General features: G+C 61.2%; 1 protein-coding gene. It reads left to right on the forward strand.

Features of this window, described 5'->3' with window-relative positions; genetic code table 11:
• The first annotated feature begins 33 nt into the window (after nucleotides 1-33).
• Nucleotides 34-16,398 carry an amino acid adenylation domain-containing protein gene (locus tag KP808_RS12790; protein WP_407692679.1) on the forward strand — a complete coding sequence of 5,455 codons (16,365 nt, stop codon included), beginning with the start codon at nucleotides 34-36 and terminating at the stop codon, nucleotides 16,396-16,398.
• Nucleotides 16,399-16,816 lie beyond the last annotated feature (418 nt).

Consider the following 16,816-nt stretch of genomic DNA (forward strand, 5'->3'; position numbering starts at 1 on the left):
ATTGAACTGTTGGCAGTACTGGAAGAGAAAGATGTGCAGCTCGCCGTCAAGGGCGACCAACTGGTCGTCAGCGGCAAGCGACAGTCCCTCATGGAGCCCGCCGTGCTGGCGCTGTTGCGCGAGAACAAGGCGGCATTGATCGAACTGATCAATGCCGGCGAGTATTACAGCGGCAAGGCCGATGAAGTGGAGGTTCCCGCCCAGGCGATTGTGCCGGGCTGCGAGCGCATCACCCCGGAAATGTTGCCGCTGATCAAACTCGACCAGGCAGCCATCGAAAGCATCGTTGCCCGCGTTCCTGGCGGCGTGCGCAATGTGCAGGACATCTACCCGCTGGCGCCGTTGCAGGAAGGCATTCTTTATCACCATATTGCCGCCGAACAAGGCGATCCATACGTGCTACAGGCACAGTTTACGATTGCCAGCCGGGAGCTTTTCGACGAGTTCACCACGGCCTTGCAGCAGATCATCGACCGCCACGACATCCTGCGTACCAGCGTGGTATGGGAAGGCCTGGACGAGCCGGTTCAAGTTGTGTGGCACAAGGCTGATCTGGTGCTCAGCGAAATCACCCTTGAGCCTGACGCCGGTACCGCCAGCGAGCAGTTGCAACAACGCTTCGACCCACGGCATTACCGCCTCGATATCAGCCAGGCACCCTTGCTGCGGCTGGCCTTCACCCACGACGTGGCCAACCAGTGCTGGGTGGCGATGTTGCTGTTTCACCACATCGCCATCGACCATGCGGCGCTGGACCAGATCCATCATGAACTCCACGCGCACCTGAGCGGTCAGGCCCACACCCTGGGCGAGCCAGTGCCGTATCGCAACTATGTGGCCCAGGCCCGGCTCGGCGTCACGAACAAGCAGCACGAAGGGTTTTTCCGCGAGATGCTCGGCGACGTCGACGAACCTACGCTGCCGTTCGGCCTGCACGATGTGCGCGGCGACGGCCATGGTATCGAAGAAGCGCATCAGACCCTGCCTTTAGAGCTGAGCCGGCGCTTGCGAAATCAGGCCCGACTGCAAGGGGTGAGCGCGGCGAGCTTGCATCACCTTGCCTGGGCACAGGTGCTCGGGCGCCTGTGCGGGCGCAGCAATGTCGTATTCGGCACCGTACTGCTCGGGCGTATGCGCGGCGGCGAGGGGGTTCGCCGGGCCTTGGGGATGTTTATCAATACCTTGCCGCTGCGGGTGGACGTGGGTGAGCAGGATGTGCGCGCCGGGGTCAAGGCGACCCATATACGTTTGACTGCATTGCTCGGCCACGAACACGCCTCGCTGGCGTTGGCCCAGCGTTGCAGCGGTGTATCAGCACCGACGCCACTGTTCAGCGCACTGCTCAACTATCGCCACAGTTCCGCTGAAGCGGCGACCGATCAGGAAATCACCGATCAGACCGCTCAACTCTGGGAAGGGATCGAGGTGAGGGGCGGCGAAGAACGCACCAACTACCCGTTGATTTTATCCCTCGACGATTTTGGCGAAGGATTCAGCCTGAATGTTCAGGCTGTCACCGGTATAGGTGCCCAGCGGGTTTGCGGGTATATGCAGACGGCGCTGGAAAGCCTGGTGCATGCACTGGAGCAGACACCGCAAACGTCGTTGAACAGCTTGCCGATCTTGCCGGCCGACGAGCGTGAGCAGTTACTGGTGCAGTTCAACGACACCGCGCTGGATTACCCGCAGCAACAGACCATTCACGGGCTGTTTGAAGCACAGGTCGAGCGCACACCGGAAGCCATGGCAGTGGTTCATGGCGAACAACGCCTGACCTATCGCGAGCTTAACCAGCAGGCCAACCGCCTGGCCCATGCCCTGCGCAAGCAGGGCGTGCAGCCGGATTCTCGCGTCGGCATCTGCGTTGAGCGCGGCGTGGAGATGGTCGTCGGTTTGCTGGCGATTCTCAAGGCGGGCGGCGGTTACGTGCCGCTGGACCCGTCGTATCCGGTAGAACGAATTGCCTACATGTTGCAGGACAGTGCTCCGGCAGCAGTACTGGCGCAAACCGCGACTCAGGGCTTGCTGGCCGACGTTTCAGTGCCTGTCATAAATCTTGATCTGAACGATTGGCAGGACCAATCCTTCCAGAATCCGCAGGTGCCGGGGCTGACTTCAGCGCATCTTGCCTACCTGATCTACACCTCGGGTTCCACCGGCCTGCCGAAAGGCGTGATGATCGAACACCGCAACACCGTTAACTTCCTGACCTGGGCGCACACGGCTTTTGACGGCTCTGCGCTCGAAAAAACGCTGTTCTCCACCTCATTGAACTTCGACCTCGCAGTCTATGAGTGCTTTGCGCCGCTGACCTCGGGCGGCAGCATCGAAGTGGTAAAAAACGTCCTTGAACTGCAACACGGCGAGCACGATATCGGCCTGATCAACACCGTACCGTCGGCGCTCAAGGCTTTGCTGGAAGTCGATGGTTTGCCGAAATCGGTCCATACAGTCAACGTCGCCGGTGAAGCGCTGAAACGCAGCCTCGTGGAAAACCTATTCGAAAAAACCGGCGTGCAGCGCCTGTGCAACCTCTACGGCCCATCTGAAACCACCACCTACTCAAGCTGGGTGGCGATGGACCGCGAAGATGGCTTCGCAGCGCACATTGGCAAGCCAGTCGGCAATACACAGTTTTACCTGCTGGACGAACAGCAACAGCCTGTGCCACTGGGCGTTGCCGGTGAGATCTACATCGGCGGTGCTGGCGTGGCGCGGGGTTATCTGAACCGTGACGACCTGACTGCCGAGCGTTTCCTCAAAGACCCGTTCAGCCAAAACCCAGCGGCACGCATGTACCGTACCGGCGACCTGGGTCGCTACCTGCCAGACGGCAATATCGAATACCTGGGCCGTAACGACGATCAGGTGAAAATCCGCGGCTTCCGTATCGAGCTGGGCGAGATCGATGCACGCCTGGCCAAACACCCCGCGGTCCATGAAGCGGTAGTCACCGCCCGCGAGGACATTCCGGGCGACAAACGCCTGGTGGCGTATTACACGGTCCAGTCCGCGCAAACGGAACCGAGCATCGAAATCCTGCGCGGCTGGCTGCAGGAACAACTGCCGGCCCACATGATCCCGGCAGCCTATGTGCTGCTCGACGCAATGCCGCTGACCCCGAACGGCAAACTCGACCGCAAAGCCCTGCCAGCGCCGGACAGTGACTCACTGATCAGCCGTGGCTACGAAGCCCCACAAGGTGAAACCGAAACGCAGATCGCTGCTATCTGGAAAGACTTGCTGGGCGTTGAACAGGTCGGTAGACATGACAACTTCTTCGAGCTGGGCGGACACTCACTGTTGGCAGTCAGCCTCATAGGGCACATGCGTCAGTTGGGCCTGAGCGCCGATGTGCGTGCGCTGTTCGGCCAGCCGACGTTGGCCGCACTGGCTGCTGCGGTCGGTGGTGGCACGCCAGTCATGGTGCCGGCCAATCTGATCGCCGGGGATTGCCAAAGCATTACGCCTGAGCTGCTGCCGTTGATCAATCTGACCCAGGTGCAGATCGATCAGGTCGTGGCAAGCGTGCCGGGTGGCGTGGCGAATGTGCAGGACATCTACCCGCTGGCACCGTTGCAGGAAGGCATCCTCTATCACCACCTGGCCGCCGAAAGCGGCGATCCCTATGTGTTGCAGACTCAGTTCGCCTTTGATAACCGCGAACGTATGGACGCTTTTGTTCAAGCGTTGCAAACGGTTATAGACCGTCACGATATTCTGCGCACCAGTGTGGTGTGGCAAGGCCTTGAGTCCCCGCTGCAGGTGGTCTGGCGTAAGGCCCAATTGCACCTTGAAGCGCTCGAACTGGATCCTGTGAACGGCGATATCGGCGAGCAACTGCACAGCCGCTTCGACCCGCGTCACTACCGCCTGGACATCGGTCAGGCACCGTTGATGCGCGTGGTCTATGCCGAAGATCCGCCCAACCAGCGGATTTGCGCGATGTTGCTGTTCCACCACATGGCCCTGGACCACACTGCGCTGGATGTGGTGAAGCACGAAATACAGAACGGCTTGCTCGGCGAGGCCGAAGCCTTGGCAGCGTCGGTGCCCGTGCCGTACCGCAACTATGTGGTTCAGGCACGCCAGGGTGTCAGCCAGGCTGATCACGAAACGTTCTTCCGCGACATGCTGGGCGATATCCTCGAGCCGACCCTGCCGTACGGCCTGCTGGATGTGCAGGGCGATGGCAGCCACGTCAAGGAAGCCAGCCTGACGCTGGACCCTCAACTGAATCTGCGCCTGCGGGCTCAGGCCCGGCAGCAAGGCGTCAGCGCCGCCAGCCTGGTGCATCTGGCCTGGGGCCAGGTGCTCGGCACTGTGTCGGGCAAGCGTGACGTGGTGTTCGGTACGGTGTTGATGGGGCGGATGCAGGCCGGTGAGGGCGCCGAACGCGCCTTGGGCATGTTCATCAACACTTTGCCGCTGCGGGTTTCGGTAGGTGAGCAGGGCGTGCGTGACGAGGTCAAGGCGACCCATAAGCGCGTGACCGCGTTACTCGGTCACGAACATGCATCCCTTGCCCTGGCTCAGCGTTGCAGCGGCGTTGCCGCACCGACGCCGCTTTTCAGCGCCTTGCTCAACTACCGCCACAGTGCAGCTGCCAGCGTTTCCGAACAGGCGGTCCAGGCCTGGCACGGTATTCATGTTCTGAGCAGTGAAGAACGTGCCAATTATCCACTGAGCTTGAGCGTCGATGACTTTGGCGACGGTTTCAGCCTGAATGCACAGGCGGTGGCGGGTATCGATGCGCGGCGCATCTGCGATTACATGCAGACCGCCTTGAGTCATCTGGTCGAGGCCCTTGAATCCGCCCCGGATTCAGCCGTGTGCAACCTGCAGGTGGTGCCGGAAGCAGAACGTCGACAACTGCTGTTGGCGTTCAACGACACCAAGCAAGACTACCCGCGGCAGCAGACCGTGCACGCCATGATCGAAGCCCGGGCAGTCAGCGCACCCGAAAATGTCGCGGCTCAGGTGGGCGAGCATTGCCTGCACTACGGCGAGATGAACCATCGCGCCAACGCACTGGCCCACCACCTGATCAGTCTCGGCGTAGGTGTCGATGATCGCGTGGCGGTCATGGCCCGTCGCGGGCTGGACACGCTGGTGGCCATGCTCGCCGTCCTCAAGGCAGGCGCCGGCTATGTCCCGGTCGATCCGTCGCACCCTGACGAGCGCATTGCCTATCTGCTGACCGACAGCGCGCCCAAAGTGCTGCTAACCCAGCAGGCCCTGATGAACCGTGTGCCGCAAACGTCTGCACCGGTCATCGCCTTTGACCGCCCTGAATGGCCGCAACGCCTGGAAAACCCGCAAGTGGCGGGGCTCAACCCCACGCATCTGGCTTACGTAATCTACACCTCCGGCTCCACTGGCCAACCAAAGGGCGTGATGGTCGAGCACCGTACCCTCGGTAACCTGATCGACTGGCATTGCCAGGCCTTCGATCTGCAGGCTGGCAGTCATACCGCCAGCGTCGCAGGCTTCGGCTTCGACGCCATGGCCTGGGAAGTCTGGCCGGCGCTGTGTGCCGGGGCGACCCTGCACCTGCCGCCTGCGGACGTGAGCAATGAACAGATCGATGCGCTGCTCGACTGGTGGATCGCCCAGCCGCTGCAGGTGGCTTTCCTGCCAACGCCGGTTGCCGAATATGCCTTCAGCCGCGACCTGTCTCACCCCACCTTGCGTACGCTCTTGATTGGTGGCGACCGTCTGCGCCAGTTCCATCGCGATCCGGGCTTCACCGTCATCAACAACTACGGCCCGACCGAAGCCACAGTGGTCGCCACGTCGGGGCGTTTGCTGCCCGACGGCAGCCTCGACATCGGCACACCGATTGCCAATACCCGCGTGTACCTGCTCGATGAGCATCAGCAACTGGTGCCGCTGGGTGTGGCGGGCGAGCTGTACGTCGCCGGAGAAGGCGTGGCGAGGGGGTATCTGAACCGACCGGAGATGACCGCCGAGCGCTTTCTGCGTGATCCGTTCCACGCCAACGCCCGGATGTACCGCACCGGCGACCTGGCACGCTGGAACGCCGATGGCACTCTCGACTACCTGGGGCGTAACGATGATCAGATAAAAATCCGCGGCTTACGCGTTGAGCTGGGTGAAATCGAAGCACGCCTGGCCGAACACGCCGATGTTCGTGAAGCCGTGGTGCTGTGCCGCCAGGATGTTCCTGGTGACAAGCGTCTGGTGGCGTATGTCACGACGCAGCAGCCTGAAACGGTGCTCGACATCGAACACCTGCGCAGCCATCTGCAAGGCACATTGCCGGACTACATGGTGCCGACAGCCTATGTGCAGCTCGATGCGCTGCCGCTGACCGCCAACGGCAAGCTCGACCGCAAGGCCCTGCCAATGCCGGATGCGCAATCGCTGATCAGTCGTGGCTATGAAGCACCACAGGGCGAGGTCGAGATCCAACTGGCATCGATCTGGGCTGATGTACTCACGGTCGAACAGGTCGGTCGCCATGACCACTTCTTCGAACTGGGCGGCCACTCGCTGCTGGCAGTGAAATTGATCGAGCGCATGCGTCAGGTCGGCCTGAGTGCCGATGTGCGCGTACTGTTCAGCCAGCCTACGCTGGCTGCACTGGCGACAGCGGTCGGCGGTGGCACGGAAGTCGTGGTGCCAGCCAATCTGATTCCGGAACGCTGCGAACACATTACCCCGGACCTGCTGCCGCTGATCAGCCTGACTCAGGCGCAGATCGACTGCGTGGTAAAGCATGTGCCCGGCGGTGCTACTAACGTGCAGGACATTTACCCGCTGGCGCCTTTGCAGGCAGGTATTCTTTATCACCACATCAGTGCCGAGCAGGGCGATCCATACACCCTGAAAGCCCTGTTCAGTCTGCGCGACCGCGCACGACTGGACGATTTCAGCCACGCCTTGCAAGCGGTTATCAATCGTCACGATATCCTGCGTACCGCTGTACTGTGGGAAGGTCTCGACGAACCGGTGCAAGTGGTGCTGCGCCAAGCTGAAATGCACGTCACCGAGTTGTGCCTCGATCCGGTAAACGGCCCGATTGATGAGCAGTTGCACGAGCGCTTCGATCCCCGGCATTACCGCCTCGATGTGCGTCAAGCGCCCTTGATGCAGATTGTCTTTACCCATGACCCGCTCAACGATCGCTGGCTGGCGATGCTGCTGTTCCATCACTTGGTCAATGACGCAACCTCGCTGTACGTGGTGCTGCATGAAATGCAGGCGCACTTGCTAGGTCAGGGTGCTTCTCTGGGTCAGAGCGTGCCGTATCGCAACTACGTGGCCCAGGCCCGGCTGGGTGTCAGCGATGCGCAGCACGAAGCTTTCTTCCGTGAAAGGCTCGGTGATATCGACGAGCCAACGCTACCGTTCGGTTTGCAGGATGTGCAGGACGGCGGCGGTGACATCGAAGAGGCGAGCGTGATCCTGCCCGCTGAACTGAACCTGCGTTTGCGAGCTCAGGCTCGACAGGCAGGCGTCAGCGCGGCGAGCCTGATGCATCTGGCCTGGGCACGGGTGCTCGGCAGCGTCTCGGCCCGTGAACAGGTGGTGTTCGGTACAGTACTGCTGGGCCGTATGCAGGCCGGCGAGGGTGCAGACCACTCGTTGGGCATGTTTATCAACACCTTGCCACTGCGCGTCAATATCGGCGCGACAACGGTGGTCGAGGGATTGAAAGCGACCCACGGGCAACTAACGGCTTTGCTGGGCCACGAACACGCGCCACTGGTACTCGCCCAACGCTGTAGCGGCGTGGATGCCCCGGCGCCACTGTTCAGTGCGTTGCTCAACTATCGACACAGTGTCGTGAGCGACGTTTCAGCGGAAACCGCCACTGCCTGGGAGGGGATCGAGTCCTTCGGTGCCAAAGACCATACCAACTACCCGTTGACCCTGAATATCGATGACGTAGGCAACGGTTTCAACCTGACGGTACTGGTCAGCAGCACCGTCGGTGCCAAACGCGTCTGTGGCTACATGCAGACCGTGCTGGAGCATCTGTCGAATGCCCTGGAGCAGTCACCGTCCTCGACCCTCGACAGCCTGCCGATCCTGCCCGCTGCCGAACGTGAGCAGTTGCTGGTGACGTTCAACGACACCGCGCGGGACTATCCGCAGCAACAGACCGTGCATAGCCTGTTTGAAGCTCAGGTGCGGGCGTGCCCCGAGGCTTGTGCGGCAATCCACGACGGCGTTGCAGTGAGCTATGCCGAACTCAACACTCGGGCCAACCGTCTGGCGCGGCATCTGCTGGGGCTTGGCGTACAGCCGGGTGACAGCGTGGCGATTTTGCTGGAACGCAGCCATGACCTGCTCGCCAGTCAGCTGGCAGTGCTCAAGTGCGCGGCGGTGTATGTGCCGCTGGACGTCAATGCACCGGTCGAGCGTCAGGGGTTCATGATTGAGGACAGCCAGGCGCGTGTACTGCTCACCCAAAGCCAAGTGTCGCTGGAAACCGCTGCCCAGCGTGTCGATCTCGATGGTTTGACCCTGGATGATCTGAAAGACACTGATCTGGCGTTGCCGCAGTCCAGCGAAAGTGTTGCCTACGTCATGTACACCTCTGGTTCGACGGGTGTTCCGAAAGGTGTGCTGGTGCCGCATCGGGCGATAAGCCGTCTGGTGATCAACAACGGTTATGCCGATTTCAACGCTCAGGACCGCGTGGCGTTCGCTTCCAACCCTGCATTTGACGCCAGCACGCTGGATGTCTGGGCACCGCTGCTCAATGGCGGCTGTGTGGTGGTGATCGGGCAGAGCGACTTGCTCTCCCCATTGAATTTCCAGCGCCTGCTGCTGGAGCAATCCGTAACCGTGCTGTGGATGACCGCCGGTTTATTCCATCAATATGCTTCGGGGCTGGGCGAGGCCTTTTCGCGCCTGCGCTACCTGATTGTCGGCGGTGATGTGCTGGACCCGGCCGTTATCGGCCGGGTGTTGGCGAATAATCCGCCACAGCATCTGCTCAACGGTTATGGCCCGACCGAGGCGACGACCTTTTCCGCAACCTACGAGATTTTTTCGGTCGGTAATGGCTCGATTCCTATTGGCAAACCCGTAGGCAACAGTCGTTTGTATGTGCTCAATAATCAGGGCCAGCAGGTGCCGCTGGGCGTGGCTGGCGAGCTGTATATCGGCGGGCAAGGCGTTGCCAAGGGCTATTTGAACCGTGATGAATTGAGCACCACGCAGTTTGTCTTCGATCCGTTCAATCCGTCGGAAAACGCACTGATGTACCGCACCGGCGATTTGGTTCGCTGGCGCGCCGACGGCAACCTGGAGTATCTCGGCCGCAATGACGAGCAGGTGAAGATTCGTGGTTTCCGCGTTGAACTGGGTGAAATCGAAGCGCGCCTGGCCGAACACTCCGCTGTTCGCGAAGCCGTAGTGCTGTGCCGTCAGGATGTGCCTGGCGACAAGCGTCTGGTGGCTTATTTCACCGCACAGCAGCCTGTCGACATCGAACACCTGCGCAACCATCTGCAAGGCATGTTGCCGGACTACATGGTGCCGGCAGCCTACGTGCAGCTTGACGCTCTGCCGCTGACCGCCAACGGCAAGCTTGACCGCAAGGCGCTGCCAGTGCCGGATGCGCAAGCGCTGATCAGCCGTGGTTATGAAGCACCGCAAGGCGAAGTCGAGACCCTGCTGGCAGCGATCTGGGCGGATGTACTGACGGTCGAACAGGTCGGTCGTCATGATCACTTCTTCGAACTGGGCGGCCATTCGCTGCTGGCAGTGATGCTCATCGAACGCATGCGTCAGGTCGGCCTGAGTACCGACGTACGTGCGCTGTTCAACCAGCCGACCCTGGCCGCGCTCGCCGCAGCGGTGGGCGGGTACACCGACGTGCAAGTGCCGGACAACCTGATCGTGCCGGACTGCGAGCGTATTACCCCGGACATGCTGCCGCTGGCTGACCTCGATCAGGCAGGGATTGATCGGGTCGTCGCCAGCGTGCCGGGCGGCCTGGCCAACATTCAGGACATCTATGCCCTGGCACCCTTGCAGGAAGGCATTCTCTATCACCATCTGGCTGCGGATGAAGGTGATCCCTATGTCTTGCAGATGCTCTTCGCGTTCGATGATCGCGAGTGCCTGGCCGGTTTCGCCGCGGCCTTGCAGAGTGTGGTCGAACGCCACGACATCCTGCGCACCAGCGTGGTCTGGGAAGGCCTTGAGCAGCCGGTGCAGGTGGTATGGCGCAACGCGAAACTGAGTCTGGAAGAGGTGGCCATCGATCCGCTCGACGGTGATGTGCTGACACGACTGCGCGAGCGTTTTGACCCGCGTCACTATCGCCTGGACATTGGCCAGGCGCCGTTGATGCGCATCGCCTATGCCGAGGACATCCCCAACCAGCGTCTGATCGGCATGTTGCTGTTCCACCATCTGGCGCTGGATCACACCTCGCTGGAAGTGGTAGTGGAGGAAATGCAGGCCAGCCTGCAGGGTCAGATCGAGCAATTGCCGGCCCCCGTGCCTTATCGCAACCATGTGGCACAGGCGCGTCTGGGTATCAGCCAGGCTGAACACGAAGCGTTTTTCCGCGACATGCTCGGCGACATCGACGAACCGACTCTGGCTTACGGTATACAGGACGTGCAGGGCGATGGCAGTGGCATCGAGGAAGTGAATCAGTTACTCGACAGCCAACTGAGCAGCCGTATACGCAGCATTGCGCGGCAGTTGGGGGTCAGCGCTGCAAGCCTGGCCCACCTGGCATGGGCTCAGGTGGCAGGTCGGGTCTCGGGGCGCGAAGAAGTCGTGTTCGGCACCGTACTGATGGGCAGGATGCAGGGCGGCAACGGTGCCGACCGGGCGTTGGGCATGTTCATCAACACCTTGCCGCTGCGCATCAGCGTCGGCAGCCAGAGCGCTCTGGCGGCGGTCAAGGTCACTCACCAACGCCTGTCGGCACTATTGGGGCATGAGCATGCCTCGCTGTCGCTGGCCCAGCGCTGCAGCGGCGTGCCGAGTTCGCTGCCGCTGTTCAGCACCTTGCTCAACTACCGCCACAGCAACAACGGTGCGGCATCGACCGACACATTGTCAGCCTGGCAGGGCATTCAGACCCTGAGCATGGAGGAGCGCACCAACTATCCGTTGTGCCTGAACGTCGATGACCTGGGCGATGACTTCATGCTCACCATTCAGGCCGTCCAGCAAATCAATGCCCAGCGCATCGGCGAGTACATGCAGGTTGCACTGCGCAGCCTCGTGGAAGCACTGGAGCACACACCGCATGCCGCGTTGAACAGCCTGTCGATACTGCCGGATGACGAGCGCGAGCTGTTGCTGACGGGTTTCAATGACACTGCCCATCCTTATCCTCGCGATGTGTTGATTCACCAACTGATCGAACAACAGGTCAACCAGCGTCCGGATGCCTGCGCTGTGCGCGGCGACAGCGGGCCGTTGCTCACTTACGCCGAACTCAACCAGCAGGCCAACCAGCTCGCCCATCGCCTGATCGAACTGGGCGTGGAACCGGATACGCGGGTCGCAGTAAGCCTGCGTCGCGGCGCGGAAATGGTCGTGGCGCTGTTGGGTATTCTCAAGGCCGGTGGCGCCTATGTACCGATTGACCCGGACCTGCCGAGCGCGCGTCAGTCCTATATGCTTGAGGACAGCTCGCCGCAGGCAGTACTGACCAGCTGCGATCTGCTTGCAGATCTGCCAGCCCTAAGCGTTCCGGTGCTGGTGCTCGACAACCGCGATGACCTCGCGCAGCTGGCTAAGCAGCCGAGCGGCAACCCGGATGCCAAGGCTCTGGGTCTTCAGCCGAATCATCTGGCCTATGTGCTGTACACCTCCGGTTCCACCGGCACGCCCAAAGGCGTGATGAACGAGCACCTTGGAGTCGTTAACCGCCTACTCTGGGCGCGCGACGCCTATCACGTGGACAGCAACGATCGGGTACTGCAAAAGACCCCGTTCGGCTTCGACGTGTCGGTCTGGGAGTTTTTCCTGCCGCTGCTCGCCGGTGCCGAACTGGTCATGGCACGTCCCGGTGGCCATCAGGACCCTGACTATCTGGCACAGGTCATGAGTGACGCGGGCATTACCCTGCTGCACTTTGTGCCTTCAATGCTCGATGTGTTTCTGGGACACCGCTCAACCCGCGACTTCCCGCAACTGCGCCGCGTGCTGTGCAGCGGCGAGGCCTTGCCTCGTGCGTTGCAGCGCCGCTTCGAGCAACACCTCAAGGGCGTTGAACTGCACAATTTGTATGGCCCGACCGAAGCGGCCATCGACGTTACTGCCTGGGAATGCCGTCCGACGGATCCGGGCGACAGCGTGCCCATCGGCCGTCCGATTGCCAATATTCAGATGCACGTGCTGGATGCCCTGGGCCAGTTGCAACCGCTGGGCGTGGCCGGTGAGCTGCACATTGGCGGCATCGGCGTGGCCAGGGGTTATTTGAACCAGCCAGAACTGAGTGCCGAGCGTTTCATCGCCGACCCGTTTTCCAGCGACCCGCAGGCCCGCCTGTACAAAACCGGCGACTTGGGTCGCTGGCTGGCCAATGGCGCGCTGGAATACCTGGGTCGTAATGACTTCCAGGTGAAGATTCGCGGCTTGCGTATCGAGATCGGCGAAATCGAAGCAGCTCTGGCCAAACACCCGGCGGTCCATGAAGCGGTGGTCACCGCTCGCGAAGACATACCCGGTGACAAACGTCTGGTGGCTTACTACACACGGTCTGCCGGGCACACTGCTGTCGATATCGAAACCCTGCGCAGTCACCTGCAGCAACAGTTGCCTGAATACATGGTTCCGGCCATCTACGTACTGCTCGATACCATGCCATTGACGCCGAACGGCAAGCTGGATCGCAAGGCGCTGCCAGCACCGGACGGTGATGCGCTGATCAGCCGTGGCTACGAGGCGCCCGAAAGCGATACCGAGATGACCATTGCGCATATCTGGCAAGACCTGCTGCAACTGGAGCAGGTCGGCAGGCATGACCACTTCTTCGAACTGGGCGGCCACTCTCTGCTGGCCGTGAAACTGATCGAGCGCATGCGCCAGATCGATCTGATTGCCGATGTACGCGTGCTGTTCAGCCAGCCGACCCTGTCTGCCCTGGCGGCGGCGGTGGGCGGCAAGGGGGCCGTCGAGGTGCCCGCCAACCTTATTCCCACCGACTGCGAGCGCATCACTCCAGACATGCTGCCGCTTGCATCGCTGAGCCAGGACGACATCGACCGCGTGGCGTCCAGCGTGCCCGGCGGTATGGCCAACGTGCAGGACATCTATGCCCTGGCGCCGCTGCAGGAGGGGATTTTGTATCACCACCTTGCAGCGGTCGAGGGAGACCCGTACCTGCAATACGCACTATTTTCCTTTGACAATAACCAGCGTCTGCACAGTTTCGCCCAGGCACTGCAAGCTGTAATCGCGCGGCACGATATCCTCCGCACCGCCGTGCTTTGGGAGCGTCTCGAGGCTCCGGTGCAAGTGGTCTGGCGTGAAGCGCCTCTGATGCTTGATGAGCTCGTAATAGACCCGGCCGATGGCGAGGTCACCGAACAGTTGCTCAAGCGTCTCGACCCGCGTCACACGCGCCTGGACATCCGTCAGGCGCCGATGCTGCGCATCGGTTATGCCCACGACGCGGTAAATAATCGCTGGCTGGGCATGCTGTTGTTCCACCACCTGGTTGACGACGCCACGTCGCTGCGCATTCTCACCAGCGAAATCGAGGCGCACATGCTCGGCCAGCAAGCCTCGCTGCCGCCGTCCGTGCCTTATCGCAATTACGTGGCCCAGGCCAGACTCGGTGTAAGCCGCGAGGAACATGAGGCGTTTTTCCGTGACATGCTCGGTGACATCGACGAGCCCACGCTGCCATTCGGCGTGCAGGACGTACAGGGCAACGGGCGCGGTATCGAGGAAGCATGCCAGCGGGTCGATATCGACCTGAGTCAGCGCTTGCGGGCGCAGGCTCGTCAACTCGGGGTCAGCTCCGCCAGCCTGTATCACCTGGCCTGGGCCCGTGTATTGGGCGCGGTGTCAGGCAAAGACGATGTGGTATTCGGCACCGTGTTGCTCGGTCGTTTGCAGGGCGGTGTCGGCTCCGACCGGGCGTTGGGAATGTTCATCAACACCTTGCCGCTGCGCGTCACGCTGGGTGAGCAGGGCGTGCGCAGTGGCCTGAAAACCACTCACGCACGGCTCAGTGGCTTGGTCGCCCATGAGCACGCCTCACTGGTACTGGCCCAGCGCTGCAGCGGGGTGCCCGCGTCAACGCCACTGTTCAGTGCCTTGCTTAACTACCGGCATGTCGACGCAGAGGTCAATCAGCAGGCTTTCGACGCCTGGCAGGGCATTGAACATCTGCACAGTGAAGAACGCACCAACTATCCGTTGACCCTTTCGGTCAACGATGAAGGGGTGGGCTTCAGCCTCACGGTCCAAACCATCGCCAGTATCGATGCGCAACGGGTCTGCGCGTATATGCAGACGGCGCTGGAGAGCATGGTCAGCACACTGGAGCAGTCCAGCGAGATGCCTCTGGCAGGTTTGTCGGTTGTGCCGGCAGCAGAGCGTGAGCAACTGGTGTTCGGGCTCAACGCTACCGAGCTGGATTACCCGCAGCAGCAGACCATTCATGGCCTGTTCGAAGCGCAGGTCGAGCGCTCGCCGCAGGCTTTGGCGGTGGTGCATGGCGAACTGCGCCTGACGTATGGCGAGCTCAACGACCAGGCCAACCGCCTGGCCCATACCTTGCGTAAACGGGGCGTTCAGCCGGATTCCCGCGTGGGGATCTGCGTAGAACGCGGGGCAGAAATGATCGTCGGCTTGTTGGCGATCCTCAAGGCGGGCGGTGGCTATGTGCCGCTGGACCCGGCTTATCCGGCCGAACGAATTACTTACATATTGCAGGACAGTGAGCCCGCGGCGGTGTTGGTCAAGGCAGCCACTCGGCATTTGCTGGCAGACGTTTCGGTGCAGACCATCGACCTTGATGATCAGAGCGCCTGGCAACACGAATCCATACAGAACCCGGAAGTCGAGGGCCTGACCTCGGCACATCTGGCGTACCTGATCTACACCTCGGGTTCGACCGGTATGCCGAAAGGCGTGATGATCGAACACCGCAACACCGTTAACTTCCTGACCTGGGCGCACACGGCTTTCGACGGCTCTGCACTGGAAAAAACGCTGTTCTCCACCTCGCTGAACTTCGACCTAGCAGTCTACGAGTGCTTTGCGCCGCTGACATCGGGTGGCAGCATCAACGTGGTGAAAAACGTTCTTGAACTGCAACACGGCGAGCACGATATCGGCCTGATCAACACCGTGCCGTCAGCGCTGAAAGCGCTGCTGGAAATCAACGGGTTGCCAGGATCGGTTCACACCGTCAACGTCGCTGGCGAAGCGCTCAAGCGCAGTCTGGTCGAATCACTGTTCGAGACAACCGGCGTGCAGCGCCTTTGCAACCTGTACGGGCCGTCCGAAACCACCACTTACTCAAGCTGGGTGGCGATGGACCGCGAAGACGGCTTCGCTCCGCATATCGGCAGGCCGGTGGGCAACACCCGGTTCTATCTGCTGGACGAGCAGCAACAGCTCGTTCCACGAGGTATGCCGGGTGAAATCTACATCGGCGGGGCAGGTGTGGCCCGTGGTTATCTGAACCGCGATGATCTGACCGCAGAACGCTTCCTGAAAGACCCGTTCAGCCAGCAGCCCGCGGCACGCATGTACCGCACGGGTGACCTTGGCCGTTATCTGCCGGATGGCAATATCGAATACCTGGGTCGTAACGATGATCAGGTGAAAATCCGTGGTTTCCGTATCGAACTGGGCGAGATCGAAACGTGTCTGGCCAAGCACCCAGGGGTACAGGAAACGGTGGTTGTCGCCCGTGAGGACGTACCAGGCGAAACCCGTCTGGTGGCGTATTTCACAGCGTCCGACCCTGCACGGCTACCGGAAAGCAGCGATCTGCGCACGTACCTGCAAGGGCTGCTGCCGGACTACATGCTCCCGGCAGCTTATATGCCGCTTGACGCGTGGCCGCTGACGCCGAACGGCAAGCTCGACCGCAAGGCCCTGCCGGCACCGGACAGCAGCGCACTTGTCTCGCGCGCTTACGAAGCCCCGGTGGGTGACGTCGAGATCAAACTGGCAGCGCTTTGGGCGGACCTGCTTAATGTCGAAAAGGTCGGGCGTCATGACCATTTCTTCGAGCTGGGCGGGCATTCTTTGTTGGCGGTGAGCCTGATCGAGCGCATGCGTCAGGCGGACCTCGAAGCTGACGTTAGAGTGCTGTTCGGTCATCCGACGCTTATTCAGGTGGCGGCCTCAGTGGGCAAGGTCAAGCGGCTGGAGGTGCCGGAGACGAAAATTCCGACGTTCAAGCGCAAACGCCGTATCTGAAGCCACGGCAACCACCCGACCGGTTTGCAAACGGTCGAGTGGTTGCCTTCCACCCTGAAGTCCTTCGCACGCTTTCCCAACGCTTTCCCAACATCCCCCCCCCTGCTTGTTCAGCCAAGCGCTCGCACATCGCTACGTTGACGTCACCCTCAAGTCTTGTCCCAGCTTCCCACGACAGACAGTCGCCTGTGGATGCTCTAATTTTTGCGGCGTGTGGGAAGCACGGCGAATGGGAAGTTTCGTGTGTGTCATAGGATCGCAGCCCTTTATTGCTGCGGCTCCAATCATACCTGCGCCCGGATCCCGTTCTGTCTTCGAGTTTCGAAGCCCCTCCGTATTTATCGTGCGAAACACTGTTTGCGACACCGTGCCCCGGAGTCGTCAACCCTCTCCGAAATGAAAAACAGCAGGTTATTCG

The organism is Pseudomonas savastanoi (genome assembly GCF_020917325.1).
GTDB lineage: Bacteria > Pseudomonadota > Gammaproteobacteria > Pseudomonadales > Pseudomonadaceae > Aquipseudomonas > Aquipseudomonas amygdali.